The sequence below is a fragment of the Sporosarcina sp. P13 genome (assembly GCF_002743055.1).
Taxonomy (GTDB): Bacteria; Bacillota; Bacilli; order Bacillales_A; family Planococcaceae; genus Sporosarcina.
On sequence record NZ_PDYM01000003.1, the window covers coordinates 140,717 to 158,036 of the forward strand.

The 17,320-nt window shown below is 39.4% G+C and carries 16 protein-coding genes; 15 read left to right on the plus strand and 1 reads right to left on the minus strand.

Going from position 1 to position 17,320, the window contains the following annotated elements; genetic code table 11:
• Positions 1-18 precede the first annotated feature (18 nt).
• A complete protein-coding gene (locus CSV79_RS03005) occupies positions 19-402 on the plus strand; it encodes an FxsA family protein (protein ID WP_099687564.1) in 384 nt (127 codons plus the stop codon).
• Here CSV79_RS03005 and CSV79_RS03010 read toward each other — a convergent pair.
• Positions 395-1,360, minus strand: coding sequence for an AI-2E family transporter (locus tag CSV79_RS03010; protein ID WP_099687565.1), 966 nt, complete (start codon positions 1,358-1,360; stop codon positions 395-397). The two genes, CSV79_RS03005 and CSV79_RS03010, sit on opposite strands and share 8 nt — an antisense overlap.
• A 183-nt stretch (positions 1,361-1,543) precedes the next feature.
• Here CSV79_RS03010 and citZ point away from each other — a divergent pair, with 183 nt between their 5' ends.
• The 14 genes from citZ to CSV79_RS03080 all read left to right on the plus strand — a co-directional run bounded on the left by citZ (position 1,544) and on the right by CSV79_RS03080 (position 17,319).
• Positions 1,544-2,659, plus strand: a complete 1,116-nt coding sequence (gene citZ / locus CSV79_RS03015) for a citrate synthase (protein ID WP_099687566.1) — start codon at positions 1,544-1,546, stop codon at positions 2,657-2,659.
• A gap of 68 nt (positions 2,660-2,727) precedes the next feature.
• A complete protein-coding gene (icd, locus tag CSV79_RS03020; protein ID WP_255407407.1) occupies positions 2,728-3,999 on the plus strand; it encodes an NADP-dependent isocitrate dehydrogenase in 1,272 nt (423 codons plus the stop codon).
• Between the two features lie 67 nt (positions 4,000-4,066).
• The gene (mdh, locus tag CSV79_RS03025; RefSeq protein WP_099687568.1) at positions 4,067-5,005 is read left to right on the plus strand and encodes a malate dehydrogenase; all 939 of its coding nucleotides are present in this window, start codon (positions 4,067-4,069) and stop codon (positions 5,003-5,005) included.
• Positions 5,006-5,149: 144 nt separating this feature from the next.
• A complete protein-coding gene (locus CSV79_RS03030) occupies positions 5,150-5,635 on the plus strand; it encodes a MaoC/PaaZ C-terminal domain-containing protein (RefSeq protein ID WP_099687569.1) in 486 nt (161 codons plus the stop codon).
• Complete coding sequence (locus CSV79_RS03035) at positions 5,625-6,323, plus strand: response regulator transcription factor (RefSeq protein WP_099687570.1); 699 nt, start codon at positions 5,625-5,627, stop codon at positions 6,321-6,323. Before CSV79_RS03030 ends, CSV79_RS03035 begins: the two co-directional genes overlap by 11 nt.
• A complete protein-coding gene (gene pnpS / locus CSV79_RS03040) occupies positions 6,324-7,736 on the plus strand; it encodes a two-component system histidine kinase PnpS (protein ID WP_099687571.1) in 1,413 nt (470 codons plus the stop codon).
• 66 nt (positions 7,737-7,802) lie between these two features.
• Positions 7,803-8,780, plus strand: coding sequence for an FtsH protease activity modulator HflK (hflK, locus tag CSV79_RS03045; RefSeq protein ID WP_099687572.1), 978 nt, complete (start codon positions 7,803-7,805; stop codon positions 8,778-8,780).
• Entirely contained in the window at positions 8,777-9,808 is a 1,032-nt protein-coding gene (gene hflC / locus CSV79_RS03050) for a protease modulator HflC (RefSeq protein ID WP_099687573.1), read from the plus strand. Before hflK ends, hflC begins: the two co-directional genes overlap by 4 nt.
• 231 nt (positions 9,809-10,039) lie before the next feature.
• Positions 10,040-12,664, plus strand: coding sequence for a DNA polymerase I (polA, locus tag CSV79_RS03055; protein ID WP_099687574.1), 2,625 nt, complete (start codon positions 10,040-10,042; stop codon positions 12,662-12,664).
• Positions 12,665-12,674: 10 nt separating this feature from the next.
• A complete protein-coding gene (mutM, locus tag CSV79_RS03060; protein ID WP_099687575.1) occupies positions 12,675-13,547 on the plus strand; it encodes a bifunctional DNA-formamidopyrimidine glycosylase/DNA-(apurinic or apyrimidinic site) lyase in 873 nt (290 codons plus the stop codon).
• 11 nt (positions 13,548-13,558) lie between these two features.
• The gene (gene coaE / locus CSV79_RS03065) at positions 13,559-14,158 is read left to right on the plus strand and encodes a dephospho-CoA kinase (RefSeq protein WP_099687576.1); all 600 of its coding nucleotides are present in this window, start codon (positions 13,559-13,561) and stop codon (positions 14,156-14,158) included.
• Between the two features lie 165 nt (positions 14,159-14,323).
• Positions 14,324-15,346 (plus strand): glyceraldehyde-3-phosphate dehydrogenase, encoded by a 1,023-nt coding sequence (locus CSV79_RS03070; protein WP_099687577.1) that lies wholly within the window; start codon positions 14,324-14,326, stop codon positions 15,344-15,346.
• 113 nt (positions 15,347-15,459) lie between these two features.
• Positions 15,460-15,927: a transcriptional regulator NrdR gene (gene nrdR / locus CSV79_RS03075; protein WP_099687578.1), complete on the plus strand. Its 468-nt coding sequence runs from the start codon at positions 15,460-15,462 to the stop codon at positions 15,925-15,927.
• Positions 15,928-15,954: 27 nt separating this feature from the next.
• Complete coding sequence (locus CSV79_RS03080; RefSeq protein WP_099687593.1) at positions 15,955-17,319, plus strand: replication initiation and membrane attachment family protein; 1,365 nt, start codon at positions 15,955-15,957, stop codon at positions 17,317-17,319.
• Position 17,320 lies beyond the last annotated feature (1 nt).

Here is a 17,320-nt window from a genome sequence, read left to right on the forward strand (position 1 = left end):
TCTTTTGGGGGTTTTTATATGAAATGGCTAGCGGCTCTTTTCATTATTGTTCCGACAGCTGAATTAGCACTACTAATGGTGTCGGGTAAAACGCTTGGGATCCTTCCCACAATTTTTATCATTATTGCGACGGGGATAGGTGGAGCTTATTTAGCAAAAAAACAAGGGCTACGAGCATGGCGAGATCTTCAATATCGTCTGGTAAATAAAGAGACACCGGGAAAAGCGCTTGTCGATAGTGTTTGCATATTATTTGGTGGGTTACTTCTATTAATGCCGGGATTTTTGACAGATTTAGTAGGTCTTTTATTGTTGTTTAGTGGCCCGCGTAAACTTCTATATCCGTTTATTGTAAAATGGCTTTATAATAAGATAAGAAGTGGTCAAATTCGTGTCATGTAAAAGTTGGATGTTCTTTTACTTTCAATGCAAGAAAAAGAAAAAATGGTAAAAATAAAACACCGTATAGACCGAACAAGTAAACAGCACAGGCAGTGATCAGAAATGAGTGGACCGTACGCAATTTAAAAGTATGCGCCCATAAATATGATTCGGTCATCTGTCGTGTAATAAGTAAAGTGATGTATAAAATTAACAGTCCGATGGCTAACTGTAAGTGATCTACGTAAAATGTAAACACAATCATTGGTAAAAATACAAGCCCGATGCCTAAAAAAGGTATACTATCTACTAATGAAATTAAAAATGCTTTTGTAAGGTAAGACTCGAAATTTAATAACCAGAATCCGATGCTCATAAGAATAAAGGTAACAAAAAATAACCGAAGTTGAACTGAGAAGAAATGACCCATCAAACGACTTGCCTTTGAAAATATACGCTTAGCGGCAGGTCTGAAGCTTTTGGGGAAATATACTAGAAACCAAAAACGATTCATTGCGCTTTCGCGTAAAGCGAAAAAAAACGCGATGATAAACATGAATGTACTAAACAATTGTTGGAAGATCTTTTGAATGAAACTGATGAATCCTTCTACTGCATCATGACTAGATTGAATGAAATTTTCCGCTACATCATTTATATTCCAGCCCTTTACATCTACCATCTCTAAAATTAAAATAAGCTGATCTTCTATCGTCCAAATAACAGAAATAAAGCCGTTTATCAGTAAGAATATAAACGCATATAACAGAAATGACAGCATGGCCATGACGACTAACGTTGCTAAAAATGCAGGTAGTCTAGTAAGTGAAATTAATGAATTTACTAGAGGAGCCGCAAAAAAAGCTAAAATTATTGCGAATCCAATAGGCGGAATTATGAGTATGAAAAGTACGATGGTTAACGCGGGTAACCATTGACGTGAGTAGGTTTGTAAACGTTTTGAGTCGATGGAGAACATGTATATTTGTCCATTCCTTTCGAATAAATATAAATAAAAATTGCCTTTACCATTCACAAAACCGTAAAAGTTGCTTATAATGAAATTTGTAAGCGTTTTTAGATAAAAATATAATTAGCAGTTGGCCGTCATTCTCACCTAGCTTCTGGGGGATGGCCAGACTGGGAAGAAGGAGAGAATATCATGACAGCAACAAAAGGATTGGAAGGTATCGTTGCAGCACAATCTCAAATCAGTTCAATAATCGATGACACTCTTACATATGTAGGTTATGGCATCGACGATCTGGCGGAAAATGCTAGTTTTGAAGAGGTTGTTTATCTTCTGTGGCATAAGCGTCTACCAAGTGTAAGCGAACTTGCTGAGCTAAAGCAGCAACTAGAAGATAATGCAGAAATTCCACAAGGTGTGATTGATCACTTCAAAACATATCCAATCGACAAAGTGCACCCAATGGCAGCACTTCGTACAGCAGTATCACTTCTAGGATTGTATGATGATAAAGCTGAAGATATGTCGCCAGAAGAAAATTATAATAAAGCAATTAAGCTTCAAGCTAAAGTTGCTACAGTTGTAACTGCTTTTACACGTATCAGAAAAGGTCAAGAGCCAGTAGCACCTAAAAAAGGTCTTAGCTATGCGGCAAACTTCCTTTACATGCTTTCTGGGGAAGAGCCTGCTGATATCGCTGAAGAAGCATTCAACAAAGCACTTGTATTACACGCAGACCACGAGTTGAACGCATCTACGTTCACTGCACGTGTTTGTGTGGCAACTCTCTCTGATATGTATTCAGGTGTAACTGCTGCAATTGGTGCTCTTAAAGGACCACTTCACGGTGGTGCAAACGAAGCAGTTATGAATATGCTAATGGAAATCGGTGACGAAGATAATGTCGAGCCGTATATTCGTGAAAAACTCGAGAATAAAGAAAAAATCATGGGCTTTGGTCACCGTGTATACCGTTCTGGCGATCCACGTGCAAAGCATTTACGTGAAATGTCTAAAAAGTTAACTGCTCTTCGTGGTGAAGAAAAGTACTACAAGATGTCTGAAAAAATCGAAGCAATTGTAACAGGCGAAAAGAAATTGCCGCCAAATGTTGATTTCTACTCCGCTTCGGTATATCATTCATTAGACATCGATCATGATATTTTCACACCTATTTTTGCTGTTTCTCGTTTCTCAGGATGGATTGCACATATTCTTGAGCAATACGAAAACAACCGCTTGATCCGTCCGCGTGCTGAGTACGTAGGACCAGGCATGCAGAAATATGTCCCAATCAATGAACGATAAAAACTAGTAAATTCGTGGGGCGGTATCTCGTATACCGGCCCACTGATTTTGAAATCAGGAGGATATCAATAATGGCTAATGATGGAAAGATTACAGTAACTAACGGTGTTTTAAACGTCCCAGATCACGCAACGATACCTTTCATTATAGGCGATGGAACTGGTCCAGATATCTGGAACGCAGCTTCACGAGTAATTGAAGCAGCTGTAGAAAAGGCTTATAACGGAGAAAAGAAAATTAATTGGCTTGAAGTTCTTGCGGGAGAAAAGGCATTCAATGAAACAGGCGATTGGCTTCCAAAAGAAACTCTTGATAAAATTGATGAGTATCTAATTGCGATTAAAGGACCTCTTACAACACCGATCGGTGGAGGATTCCGTTCATTGAACGTAGCTTTACGTCAAGAACTTGATCTATACACTTGCTTGCGTCCGGTTCGTTATTTCGAAGGAGTACCTTCACCCGTGAAACGCCCTGAGGATTGTGACATGGTTATTTTCCGTGAAAACACAGAAGATATCTATGCTGGAATCGAGTACCAAAAAGGTACTGACGAAGCGAAAAAATTAGTTAACTTCCTTCAAACAGAGCTTGGAGTTAAAAATATTCGTTTCCCTGAAACTTCAGGTCTAGGTATCAAACCTATTTCAGAAGATGGTACAAAGCGTATTGTACGTGCTGCTTTGAAGTATACAATCGAGGAAGGCCGTAAATCTTTAACGATTGTACACAAGGGGAACATTATGAAGTTCACAGAAGGCGCATTCGCAAGCTGGGCATACGAGTTAGCTGAAGAAGAATTCGGCGACAAAGTATTCACATGGAAAGAATACGACCGTATTAAAGATGCAGAAGGTACAGATGCTGCAAACAAAGCGCAGTCTGATGCGGAAGCTGCAGGCAAAATCATCGTTAAAGATGCAATTGCAGATATCTTCTTGCAACAAATTCTGACTCGTCCTAAAGAGTTCGATGTAGTAGTTACGATGAACTTGAATGGTGACTATATTTCAGATGCGCTAGCTGCACAAGTTGGCGGAATTGGAATCGCACCAGGAGCGAATATTAACTACGAAACTGGACATGCAATTTTCGAAGCGACACACGGTACTGCACCTAAATACGCTGGATTGGATAAAGTTAACCCTTCATCCGTACTTCTTTCAGGTGTTATGATGCTTGAGCACTTAGGTTGGAAAGAGGCTGCTAATCTAATCACTGCTTCTATTGAGAAAACTATTGCGTCTAAAGTTGTAACTTACGACTTTGCACGTCTAATGGACAATGCAACAGAAGTGAAAGCATCTGGATTTGCTGATGCGTTAATCGAAAATCTATAAGATTTAAGTTGGAGGGGGATTATTCCCCCTCTTTCTATTATACTGTTTTGGAAAAGGAGAGTTTTACATGTCATTGAAGCGCAAAAAAGTATCGGTTATCGGATCTGGTTTTACTGGAGCAACAACTGCATTTCTTTTAGCTCAAAAAGAACTTTGTGATGTCGTTATTGTTGATATTCCACCAATGGAAAATCCGACAAAAGGCAAAGCTTTGGACATGTTGGAAGCTGGACCAGTTCAGGGGTTCGATGCGAATATTATTGGTACTTCTAATTATGAAGATACAAAAGATTCGGATGTAGTCGTTATTACAGCGGGCATTGCGCGTAAACCAGGAATGAGCCGTGATGACTTAGTTCAAACGAATCAAAAAGTAATGAAGTCCGTAACAGCTGAAATCGTCAAGTATTCTCCAAATACAAAAATTATCGTATTAACAAATCCAGTAGATGCGATGACGTACACAGTATATAAAGAGTCAGGATTCCCGAAAGAGCGAGTCATTGGTCAGTCGGGAGTACTCGATACAGCGCGTTTCCGTACGTTTGTAGCGCAAGAGCTGAACCTTTCAGTGAAAGACGTAACAGGTTTCGTTCTAGGCGGTCACGGTGATGATATGGTGCCTTTGGTGCGCTATTCAACAGCGGGTGGAGTTCCCTTAGAGAACTTGATCTCTGCAAGTCGTTTAGAAGAAATCGTTGACCGTACACGTAAAGGTGGAGCTGAAATCGTCAACCTTTTAGGGAATGGTTCTGCTTACTATGCTCCTGCTGCTGCGTTGGTAGAAATGACTGAAGCAATCCTAAAAGATCAAAAACGTGTATTGCCATCTATCGCTTACCTTGAAGGTGAATATGGTATGGATGGAATTTATTTAGGCGTGCCTACAGTTTTAGGTGCGGGCGGTATTGAGAAAATCATAGAGCTTGAGTTAACTGACGACGAAAAAACTGGACTAGTAAAGTCTGCGGATTCGGTGCGCGCGGTAATGAATGTTCTTGCATAATGAATAAAAGCCGAAACGAGTAGCCGTGTGCTGCTCGTTTTTTATCGTCGCTCGATTTTTCATGAATTGATTGCTATAATTCATGTATTGAATAAAGATTCTGCATTTTTTAGATTTATCGAACATATATGAGGAGGGATTTTTTTGTTGAGAAGTAAACGGAAACAGATGGGTAAAGATATTTCAAAACTAGTGATAGGAGAGAAAATTAACCTTACGGAGAAAATAGAAGACAAGGACTTGATGCTCTATCTCGGGCTTACAAACGATGCGAATCCGCTGTATCTCCAGCATGACTATGCGGCTGAAACGATTTACGGACAACCAATTGTACCACCCATTATGCTCACGGGTATCGTAACTGCTGCGATTTCTAAACATTTACCGGGACCAGGCGCGCACATCATTAACCAGCAACTGCATTTTCCGAAGCCTGTTTTTCATTATGCAATTGTTGAATTTACATTAGAAATTACAAAGTTAGATTTCTCTACGAATCAAGTAACAATCCAAGTAGATGCAATCGATGAAGAAGGTGAGCGTGTAATGAGTGGGGAACTGGTTGTCAAAGCACCCGAAAAGACAGTCGCTGAAAAATTGTATCAAAAGGAAGTTACTGATGACAAATAAACAGAAGATTTTAATTGTAGAAGATGAACAATCGATACAAAAACTCTTGAAATTTACGCTAGAACAAGCAAATTATCATACGGTTCTTGCGAGTGATGGAGAACAAGCGATTCAACTCGTTTTGGACGAGTCACCTGATTTAATCATTTTGGATTTAATGTTGCCAAAAATAGATGGTATTGAAGTGTGTAAAATGTTGCGTAGACAAGATATTGAAACACCGATTATTATGTTGACCGCAAAAGGCGAAGAGATGGATAAAATCATAGGCCTGGAGATGGGTGCAGATGATTATATGACAAAGCCTTTTAGTCCACGTGAAGTTGCGGCACGCGTGAAAGCAGTCCTTCGACGTTCAGGTGAAAAAACTGCTCAAACAGAAGATGTATTAAAAACTGGACAACTGGTCGTATATCCTGAACGATTTGAAGTGTATCTAAACAAAATGCCATTAGAATTTACGCGCAAAGAGTTTGATTTACTTGTGTATTTTATGAGACATCTTAATCGGGTGCTTACACGCGATCAACTACTTCAGGCGGTATGGAATTATGATTTTGCAGGGGATACGAGAATCGTCGATGTTCATGTTAGTCATTTGCGAGATAAGATTGAAGAGAATACGAGAAAACCTCGTTATATTAAAACAATGAGAGGGGTCGGCTATAAGTTTGAGGGACAAAACTAAATGAAAAATTATTATTCAAGTTTACTAGCTGCTTCAGGAATTATTCTTTCTATCTTATTAATTGTGCTAGGAATTATCTTAGGGCAATTTTTTCATTTGTTTGCTGAAGATGTTGATCCAATTATTCAACAGACGTATTGGGTGTTTCTATTATTTACGCTCGTTTTAGTTTTTATTGTCATGATGGTTGTCATGGCGAAAATACTTCAACAGTATGTACAACCGATTGATCATTTTACAGAGGTCACTCATCAATTGGCGCAAGGTAACTACTTGGCGAGGGCGCAGATTGATGATGGTCGTATGAATCAGCAATTAACGATAGCAATTAATCAAATTGCACGGAATTTGCAGGAAAATTCCATTTTACGTGAGATGGAAGCAGAGCGCCTGAAGACGTTAGTTAGTAGTATTGGCAGTAGTCTTCTTATGTTTGGCCGGTCTGGTGCCGTCAATCTGGTAAATAAAGTGTTTGAAGAAACCTTTCATCGAAACGGTGAAGAGTTAATTGGCAGGACGTATAAGGATATTGGACTTCCTGAAGATATTGAAATTGAAATTGAGCAGGTTTTCTTAACTGAAGAAGTTCGTTCGTTTCAATCAAAGGTCTATTTAGGGAATGATATTTGTCATCTTGAAGTCTACGGAGCCCCAGTTATTGGAGAAAACGGCAATTGGCTAGGGATTGTAATTATTATGCATGATATTACAAAATTGATCCGATTGGAACAAGTACGTAAAGATTTCGTAGCGAATGTTTCGCATGAATTGAAAACACCAATTACATCTATCAAAGGATTTTCTGAAATGTTATTGGATGGCGCAGTGGAAGATCCTGTGATACAACGTGAATTTTATGAAATTATGTATAAAGAGAGTAATCGTTTACAGTTATTGATTGAAGATTTACTACGCTTATCCAGTATGGAACGAGGAAGTTTTGAAATCGTTAGTACGCGTGTAGATTTAATCGATATCGTACAGCAATCACTACAAATTGTCAGAGCCAAACTTCAAGAGAAAAACATGGAAGTAATGCTAAATATGCCAGAACACATGATAATTTCTGCAGACCATGACCGTTTGGTACAAGTGATGGTGAACTTATTACACAATGCTATTGCGTATTCCCATGAAGAAACGCTCATAACAGTCGCAGTTGAGAAAGTAAAAGATGCTGTTCATATTACTGTCAGCGATCAAGGGATTGGTATTATGCCAAATGAGTTGCCAAGATTATTTGAACGCTTTTATCGCATTGATCGTGCCAGGAGTAGAGAATCAGGTGGGACAGGTCTTGGTTTAGCTATTGTTAAACATATTGTAGAAGCACATCATGGTACAGTTACAGTTGAAAGTAAAGTAGGGGATGGAACAGCCTTTCATGTTCAACTGCCGGGGGATGAGGAATAAATATTTGAAACTTAATTGCCTCCTGCTACGTAGAGTAACTATACATATGAAAAGGGAGGAACAACTATGGGGACAAAAAGGATCCTGGTGACGCTAGGACTAGCGATCGCGGGATTATTACTTTTATTGATTGCTTTCACGACTTGGTACACTGTTGATGAATCCGAACAAGCTGTTGTAATTTCATTCGGACAGGCGGGCGCACCAATTACTGATTCCGGTCTGCACTTTAAATTGCCTTGGCCTATCCAAAAGGCGGAAATCTTATCGAAGGAAACGTACAGTATTCATTTCGGTTATAAACAAGATAAAACTGGAGAGATTGTCGATAAGGAAACAAAAATGATCACAGGGGACGAATATATTGTGCTCACCGATCTAACCGTCCAGTGGCGAATTGTAGATCCAAAAAAATATTTATTTAACGCGGAAGAGCCGATTGAAATTTTACGTGACGCGGCTTCGGCCTCTATCCGTTCTGTTATCGGAAGCTCAACGATTGATGCGGCTTTAACAGATGGAAAAGCAGAAATCGAGGCGAAAACACGTGATTTATTAACTAACTTAGTAGAGAAGTACGATGTAGGAATTGCTGTCCAAGGCGTTAAATTACAAGACGTGGAATTGCCAAATTCAGAAGTACGTGCGGCGTTTACAGCTGTAACGGATGCGCGTGAAACGAAAAACACGAAAATTAACGAAGCAAAAAAGTATGAAAACAAAAAGAAAAATGAGGCAATCGGTGAACGTGATGCAATCAAATCACAAGCACAAGGGAGAAAAACCGCTCGTATAGAACAAGCTCGTGGAGATGTAGCGTTATTCAGCGATTTGTATGCGGAATATGCGAAAAACAAAGAGATTACTAGAGAGCGTTTAATCTTGGAGACGCTTGAACAAGTTTTACCTAAAGCCAATCTTTACATCATGAATGATAGTGGAGAGACGATGAAGTATTTACCGATTCAGCAACTGCAGAAAACACAGACTAAAGATTCAACGGAAACGGAAAAGTCTACTGAGAAAGGAGAGAAAGCTTCATGAGTAATGAACAGAATCCTTTCAAAAAGATAGAGGAAGCATTGAAGAAGATGGGTGAAACAGAACAACAAAAACAAAAGAAAGATACGGAGAAAGCAGCGGGGCCGGAATCGAAAGTTTACCCTATCAAACCTAAGCGGACAATCGATGTGAAACGCTATACGAAGTTAATCATCACACTGACGGTAGCATTCGCAATCATTGTAATTTTATTGTCCAATTTATTCATCGTGAAGGAAAACGAATACCGAGTCGTTCGTCAATTCGGGGAAATTACGCGAATTGTTCAGGAACCGGGAATTAATATAAAAATTCCATTTATCCAAAGTATTTCAACGCTACCTAGAAATCAAATGACGTATAACGTATCGGAAGCGGAAATTACTACTAAAGACAAGAAACGAATTACTATTGATAATTATGCAGTATGGCGGATTACAGATCCAGCGAAAATGATTTCCAATGCCCGAAACATTGTCAATGCGGAAGCGCGTATGGAAGAATTTATCTATTCAGTTGTCCGGAATGAAATGGGGCAGTTGAACTACGTAGATGTTGTAAATGATGAAAATTCTTCTCGCGGTAGCTTAAATGATCGTGTAACGGAAAAAGTGAATACCTTCTTAGATGATGGGAATTATGGAATCGAAGTAGTGGATGTTCGTATGAAGCGTATCGATTTACCACAAGAAAATGAACAATCTATCTACACACGAATGATTTCCGAACGTCAATCGACAGCGCAATCCTATTTGTCAGAAGGGGATGCGGAAAAACGTAAGATTGAAGCGGAAACAGATCGTGAAGTACAAGAGATGCTAGCCAAAGCGAAAAAGGAAGCTGCGCTCGTCACAGCACAAGGTGAGGCTGAAGCTGCTAAGATTTACAACAATGCATTTGCTAAAGATCCAGAGTTCTATAAGCTGTACAGAACGCTACAGTCGTATTCTAAAGTAGTGGATGACGAAACAATGATCATCCTTCCAGCAGATTCACCATATGCCAAGCTATTAACAGGTTCGTTACAATAATTAAAAGTGCGCCATTTTCCCTTCTAGTTGCCTACATGGTAAACTATAAAGGAAAATGGTTTTTTAATTTATATAAAAGAGGAAAGTGCAGTGCAGACCCTACAGACGTTGGATGACGTACAATAATGACGTTCTATGCCTGTACTGAATGTCTGAAACGACCCGAGAGCGCTGCGATTGTAGCTAGATATTACAAATGCTTATATGTGTTATAAAGGAGTGGAATGGATTTTGACGAAAAAGAAAATTGTTTTACTTGACGGTAATAGCTTAGCGTATCGAGCATTCTTTGCTTTGCCATTACTGACAAATGATAAAGGGATTCACACAAATGCGGTTTATGGGTTTACAATGATGCTCGAAAATATTTTGACCAATGAAAAACCAACGCATGTGCTAGTTGCGTGGGATGCAGGGAAGACGACATTCCGTCATAGTACATTTACAGAATATAAAGGCGGGCGTCAAAAAACGCCACCTGAACTATCAGAGCAATTCCCTTATATTCGTAAATTGGTTGAAGCATTCGGTATTACACAATACGAACTCGATCAGTATGAAGCGGATGATATCATCGGCACATTGAGCAGAAAATCTAGCGAGGAAAACGCGCAAGTAGTTGTAATTTCAGGAGATAAGGACTTAACGCAACTCGCGAACGAACAAACGACAGTGTGTATTACAAGAAAAGGGATTACGGATCTTGAAATATACACGCCGGAACACATTGCGGAAAAATACGGTATCGCTCCATTACAAATTATTGATATGAAGGGGTTAATGGGTGATGCTTCGGACAACATTCCAGGTGTACCCGGTATTGGTGAGAAGACCGCGCTGAAACTATTGAAGGAATATGGTTCAGTAGAAAAAGTGTATGAATCGATTGATCAGATTACGGCTAAGAAAATGAAAGAAAACTTAGTGACGAATAAAGAACAGGCATTTATGAGTAAGCAATTAGCAACGATTGAAGTACACGCGCCAGTGGAAGTTGTCGTGAATGATATAGAGTATGCTGGTAAAAATGAAGAAGATGTTATTCAATTGTATAAAGACTTACAGTTTAACTCGCTTTTAGAGAAGTTAGATGTACCGGTGGAAGTACAACCACTTGAAGAGATTGAAGTTCAGGTGATAGAAGAAGTGACGGCTGATTTATTGACAGATAGGATGTCACTGCATGTGGAGCTTGATGGTGATAATTATTTATCCGCAGATATTTTGGGGATAGGCTTATCAAATGATGATCACACATATTTTATCTCTACAGAAACAGCGAAGTCTGCTGACGTGTTGAAAGAGTGGCTAGCTAATCATACGACAGTAAAATATGCATCTGATTCCAAATCTGCTTTTGCAGCGATTGCGAGAATGGATATGGAACTTAATGGTGCCGATTTTGATTTGATGCTGGCGGCGTATATCGTCAATCCTTCGTTCTCTACAGGAGAAGTATCAGAAATTGCACGTTCATTTGGTTATCACGGTGTGAAAAGTGATGAAGTAGTTTACGGTAAAGGAGCGAAACGTTCGCTTCCTACTTCAGACGTATTGGCGGATCATGTAGGGCGTAAAGCCCATGCGGTATGGGAATTACAACCGATTGTTACTAAACAGCTAGAAGAGAATGAACAACAAGAATTGTTTCATAAACTCGAATTACCGTTAGCAAAAATATTAGGCAAGATGGAAGTAGCCGGAGTGAAGACTGATTTAGATGTACTTCAAACAATCGGGAAACAGTTAACAGAACGACTAGAATTGATTGAAAAAGATATTTATGAAATGGCCGGTGAGACATTTAATATTAATTCACCGAAGCAGTTAGGAGTCATTTTATTTGAGAAAATTGGTCTAACGCCTATTAAGAAGACAAAAACGGGTTACTCAACGGCTGCGGATGTTCTAGAAAAGCTTGAAAGCGAGCATGAAATCATTCGTTATATTCTATTGTATCGCCAGCTTGGAAAGTTAAATTCTACGTATATTGATGGATTATCAAAAGAAATTCATGAAGATGGTAAAATCCATACTCGATTCCAACAAGCCTTGACGCAAACCGGGCGTTTAAGCTCGATTAATCCGAACTTGCAAAACATTCCGATCCGTTTAGAAGAAGGACGTAAAATACGTGCGGCGTTCATTCCGTCCGAAGCGGAATGGATTATGTTTGCGGCAGACTACTCTCAAATTGAATTACGTGTGCTGGCACATATTTCTCAAGATGAAAAACTAATAGAAGCATTCCGTCAAGGGGCGGATATCCACACGAAGACAGCGATGGATGTCTTTGGTGTTACGGAAGATGAAGTAGATAGCAATATGCGCCGTGCAGCTAAAGCTGTAAACTTTGGAATTGTCTACGGTATTAGTGATTATGGTTTATCGCAAAGCTTGAATATTACGCGAAAAGAAGCGGGGGAATTCATTGATACGTATTTGGCAAGTTTCCCAGGCGTTAAAAAATATATGGATGATAGCATTATCGATGCCAAACAAAAGGGCTATGTCACGACATTGCTCAATCGCCGTCGGTACTTACCTGACATTACAAGTTCGAACTTTAATTTGCGCGGCTTTGCCGAACGTACAGCGATGAATACGCCTATTCAAGGAACGGCTGCAGATATCATTAAACAAGCGATGATTGACATGGATGCGCGACTTGCGAAAGAAAACTTACAAGCACGTATGCTATTGCAAGTACATGATGAATTGATTTTCGAAGCACCTGTAGAAGAATTAGAAAAATTAAAAGAAATCGTACCGGAAGTTATGGAACAAACGATTCAATTAGACGTGCCGTTAAAAGTCGATTGGAATTATGGCAAGTCCTGGTACGAAACGAAGTGAGCGATGATACATGCCAGAACTACCTGAAGTAGAAGGAGTGGTGCGAGATCTTGCACCACTTGTAGAAGGACGTACGATTAAAAAACTATCTGTGTCAGATACCGTCGTGACGTCTAAATTAGCTGGAAAAGAAACGATTATTAAAGGGAAAACGGTAGATGACTTTCTTCAAGGTATGGAGAAAATGAAAATTTCTAAGATTGTTCGCCGCAGTAAATATATTTATTTTCATTTGCAAAAAGGGGATCAACCACATTTGCTTGTCAGCCATTTAGGAATGACAGGCGCGTGGTTTGTCGTAGGTTCTCCGGATGAAATCACGGAAGAGAAGTTTCGTAAGCATGCGCATATATTTTTGGAGATGGAAGATGGCGGATTACTTGTTTATTCGGATATTCGTAGATTCGGGGAAATGCGTTTATTGAAGTCAGAAGAAGATTTTCCGCCGTTACTTGAGATGGCTCCGGAACCATTCTCAGATCAAGCGCTAAATCATTTTCTTGAAATGGCGCAATCTCCGAAGTATAAAGGCAAAGCGATAAAAGAAGTAATTATGGATGGCAAAGTCATTTCTGGTTGCGGTAATATTTATGCAACGGAAGCTTTGTTTCATATGAAAATTCATCCAGCGCGTACCGCTGAAAGAATTAGCAGGAAACGAAAAATCCTATTATTTCAAGAAATCGTCCGTGTGTTACAGGAAAGTATTGATGCAGGTGGTAGTACCATTTCAGATTATCGTTCAGTTAACGGGAACGCAGGAACGATGCAAGACCGTTTACATATGTACGGTAAAAAAGTCTGCACATGTTGCGGGAAACTAACAAAAAGTAAGCAAATTGCAGGTAGAACATCTGTCTATTGCCCTGCTTGCCAAAAATGAGGAGTGAAAACATGATCATTGGATTGACCGGCAGTATCGCAAGTGGCAAAAGTACAGTAGCTACTATGTTGCGTGAAAAAGGTTACCCTATTGTTGATGCGGATGTCATCGCGCGCCAAGTAGTGGAACCTGGTAGCCCACTGCTTTTTGAGATTAAAGAAGTGTTTGGAGATTCAGTCATAGAAGAAAATGGATCCCTTCATCGCGAAAACTTGGGTGCGATCATCTTCAATGACGAAACTAAACGTCGCCAACTAAATGAACTCATGCATCCTGTTATAAGAATTCAGATGGTAAGTCAAAAAGAACAGTATTTAGAGCAAGAATACCAGACCGTTATTATGGATATTCCTTTACTATTTGAAAGTAAGTTACACTCTTATGTTGACAAAATACTAGTTGTTTCCGTCACTAAAGAAGTACAAAAGCAACGGTTGATCGCTAGAAATGAATTAACCGAACAAGAAGCAGACGCACGAATCGCTTCGCAACTAGATATGAATAGTAAAGAACAAGGTGCAGACGCGGTTATCCATAATAATGGAACGATGGAAGAAACTGAAAAACAATTAGTAGAAATCCTTGAGATGTGGCAAGCATTTCCTCGTTAACAACTCTTGTAGCGACCGATTTCGACAGTTATAGCTAATTTATGTCATCAGAATGATAAAAGTACAAAAAAGATTAGTAATAGTGTTGGCTTAATTGAAATATGTGTTATACTAATCAACGATTAAACATAAAAAGTATAACATACATGCAGGAGGATCCCTTACATGACTACTACAATTGCGATTAACGGACTCGGCCGTATTGGACGGATGGTATTCCGTCAGATTATCAAAGAAAACGATGTTAATTTAGTTGCGGTAAACGCAACGTATCCAGCAGAAACTATTGCACACTTATTAAAATATGACTCAACTCATGGCGTTTTTGATGGCGATATTCAAACAGAAGAAGACGCAATTATCGTAGACGGTAAACGTGTTCAACTTATTACACAACGTGATCCATCTAAACTACCATGGAAAGAACTTGGCGTTGATATTGTAATCGAATCAACAGGAGTTTTCAATTCACGTGAGAAAGCAGCACTTCACTTAGAATCAGGCGCAAAGAAAGTAATCTTAACAGCTCCAGGTAAAAATGAAGATGTTACAGTCGTTCTAGGTGTTAACGATGATAAGCTAGACATTGACAAACATAGCGTTATTTCTAATGCTAGCTGTACAACAAACTGCTTAGCGCCAGTAGCAAAAGTATTGAACGATGAGTTCGGTATTGTAAATGGTCTAATGACGACGGTCCATGCTTACACGAATGACCAGAAAAACTTGGATAATCCGCATAAAGATTTGCGTCGTGCGCGTTCTTGTGGTGAATCGATTATTCCAACTTCAACGGGTGCTGCAAAAGCATTGGCATTAGTACTGCCTGAACTAGAAGGAAAGATTCATGGTTTGGCATTACGTATTCCAACACCGAACGTTTCTCTAGTAGATTTAGTTGTCGATGTAGAAAAAGATGTAACTGTTGAAGAAGTAAATAACGCATTCCAAAAAGCCGCAAACGGTCCTTTAAAAGGAATTGTTCGTTTTACGACGGAACCACTTGTTTCGATTGACTTCAACACGACAACTGAATCTGCAACAGTTGATGGTCTTTCCACAATCGTTATGGGTGATCGCAAAATCAAGGTACTTGCTTGGTATGACAATGAATGGGGCTATTCAGCTCGCGTAGTTGAGTTGACTCAAAAAGTAGCAGCAGCTTTGAACAATAAAGTAACTTCTTAATGTAAAAAACACTTCACTTTAACGGGTGAAGTGTTTTTCGTTGTCGCGATGTTGTTGTATAGCTAGATTCTGTTATAATGAAAGGTACCAATGAAAATGCGGAGGAACTGACTATGTTATGTCCAGCTTGTCACTACAATGGAACACGTGTTATCGATTCACGCCCAGCGGAAGAAAACCGTTCAATTCGAAGAAGACGCGAATGTGAAAAATGTAGCTATCGTTTCACGACGTTTGAAAAAGTGGAACATTCTCCGTTAATCGTCGTTAAGAAAGATACGACACGCGAGGAGTTTAACGGTGAAAAGTTACTTCGTGGTTTGATTCGCGCTTGTGAAAAGCGAGCAGTGCCTATTGAAAAATTGAAAGATATTGTCATTTCGATTGAAAAAGAACTCAGAAGTTCAGGAATCGTCGAAATAGACTCTGATCAAGTCGGCGAAATGGTAATGAAGAGATTAGTCGATGTCGATGAAGTCGCTTACGTTCGGTTTGCTTCAGTTTATCGACAGTATAAAGATATCACGGTGTTTATAGATGAATTAAAACAGTTACAAAGTAGAAAAGATCAACAAGAGTAAGGCGTATTGCCAGAAGGGAAGGCGTTTATGATGCTATATACAGAATTGCAGCCGGTCGATTCCTTTCAGGTGAAATTAACGCATCCATTTTCATCCTATGATCGACAAATGCTTACATTGTTTTACCAGCCTCTAATTGGTTCAGAAGCTATAAGTCTGTTTTTGACTTTATGGACAGATGCAGAAAATGTGGAGCCTCAAGAGCACTCGCACTACTATTTGATGAATATTTTATCCTTTGCCCTACAGCCAATTTTTGAAGCGCGGATTACATTAGAGGCGATTGGGCTGTTACGGACATATAAAAAGAAAGAAATTGGGGAGAAGCGATCATTTGTCTATGAACTACTGCCTCCTTTGGACGCCCCTTCTTTTTTTAGCGACCCTTTATTATCTACGTTTTTGTTCAGCAAAATTGGCGAACAGCCCTATCGTCAATTGCGTAGACGTTTCTTAGATGAACGGATTTCGAAAGAGGAGTACCAAGAAGTTTCTCGAACGTTTTTGGACGTGTTTCAACCGGCTAGAGCAGATTTAGCAACGGAACTGACGGCTGGTGTGGATTTTTATGGAAAAACGGCGGCGCCGGGTGTGCCATTTGATATGCATGAATTTAATTTTGATTTATTTTATGATGGACTATCTGAGCAGATGATACCAAAGTCATCAGTTCGTGTGATTCCCCAGGAAATAATCGCTAAACTGTCATTTTTATATACGCTCTCTCCTCTTGATATGCAAAAAGTCATGATGATCGCGATGGATGAAAATCTACAAGTGACTGAAGAACGCGTACGGAAAGCTGCTTCAGAATTCTATAAAATGAATCGTTCGCCACAACCACCGAAATTACAACCAGCTTTCAAAATGCCTGAGGCAAAAGAAGCGCCAAAAGAAAACATGAGTCGCGATGAGGAATTAATCTTTTATTTAGAAAACACACCACCAAAAGATATGTTGCGAAAAATTAGCGGTAAAGAACCGTTTACTGTAGATATTCAACTTGCTGAACGTCTAATAACTCTTCACCAATTCCCAGTCGGTGTCGTCAATGTGCTACTTCAATATGTGATGCTACGGAATGATGGGAAAATCACAAATAGCTTTGCAGAACGAATCGCCTCTCACTGGGCTAATAAAAAAGTAAATGATGCCAAGACGGCTTTGAAATTATCTCGCGAAGAACATGATCAATACATGAAGTGGCTAAAAGAAGGAAAACAATCCACTCCGAAAAAACGTAAACCGACTAGAGAAGAAAAAGTACCGGAATGGTTTGCTAATCGCAAGGAAAAGACAAAGAAATCGGATACGCCATCGGATTTCAATGTTGAAGAAGAACGTAAAAAGTTACTAAAAGAATTAGGGATAGAGGAGAATGAGGTGAAATAAG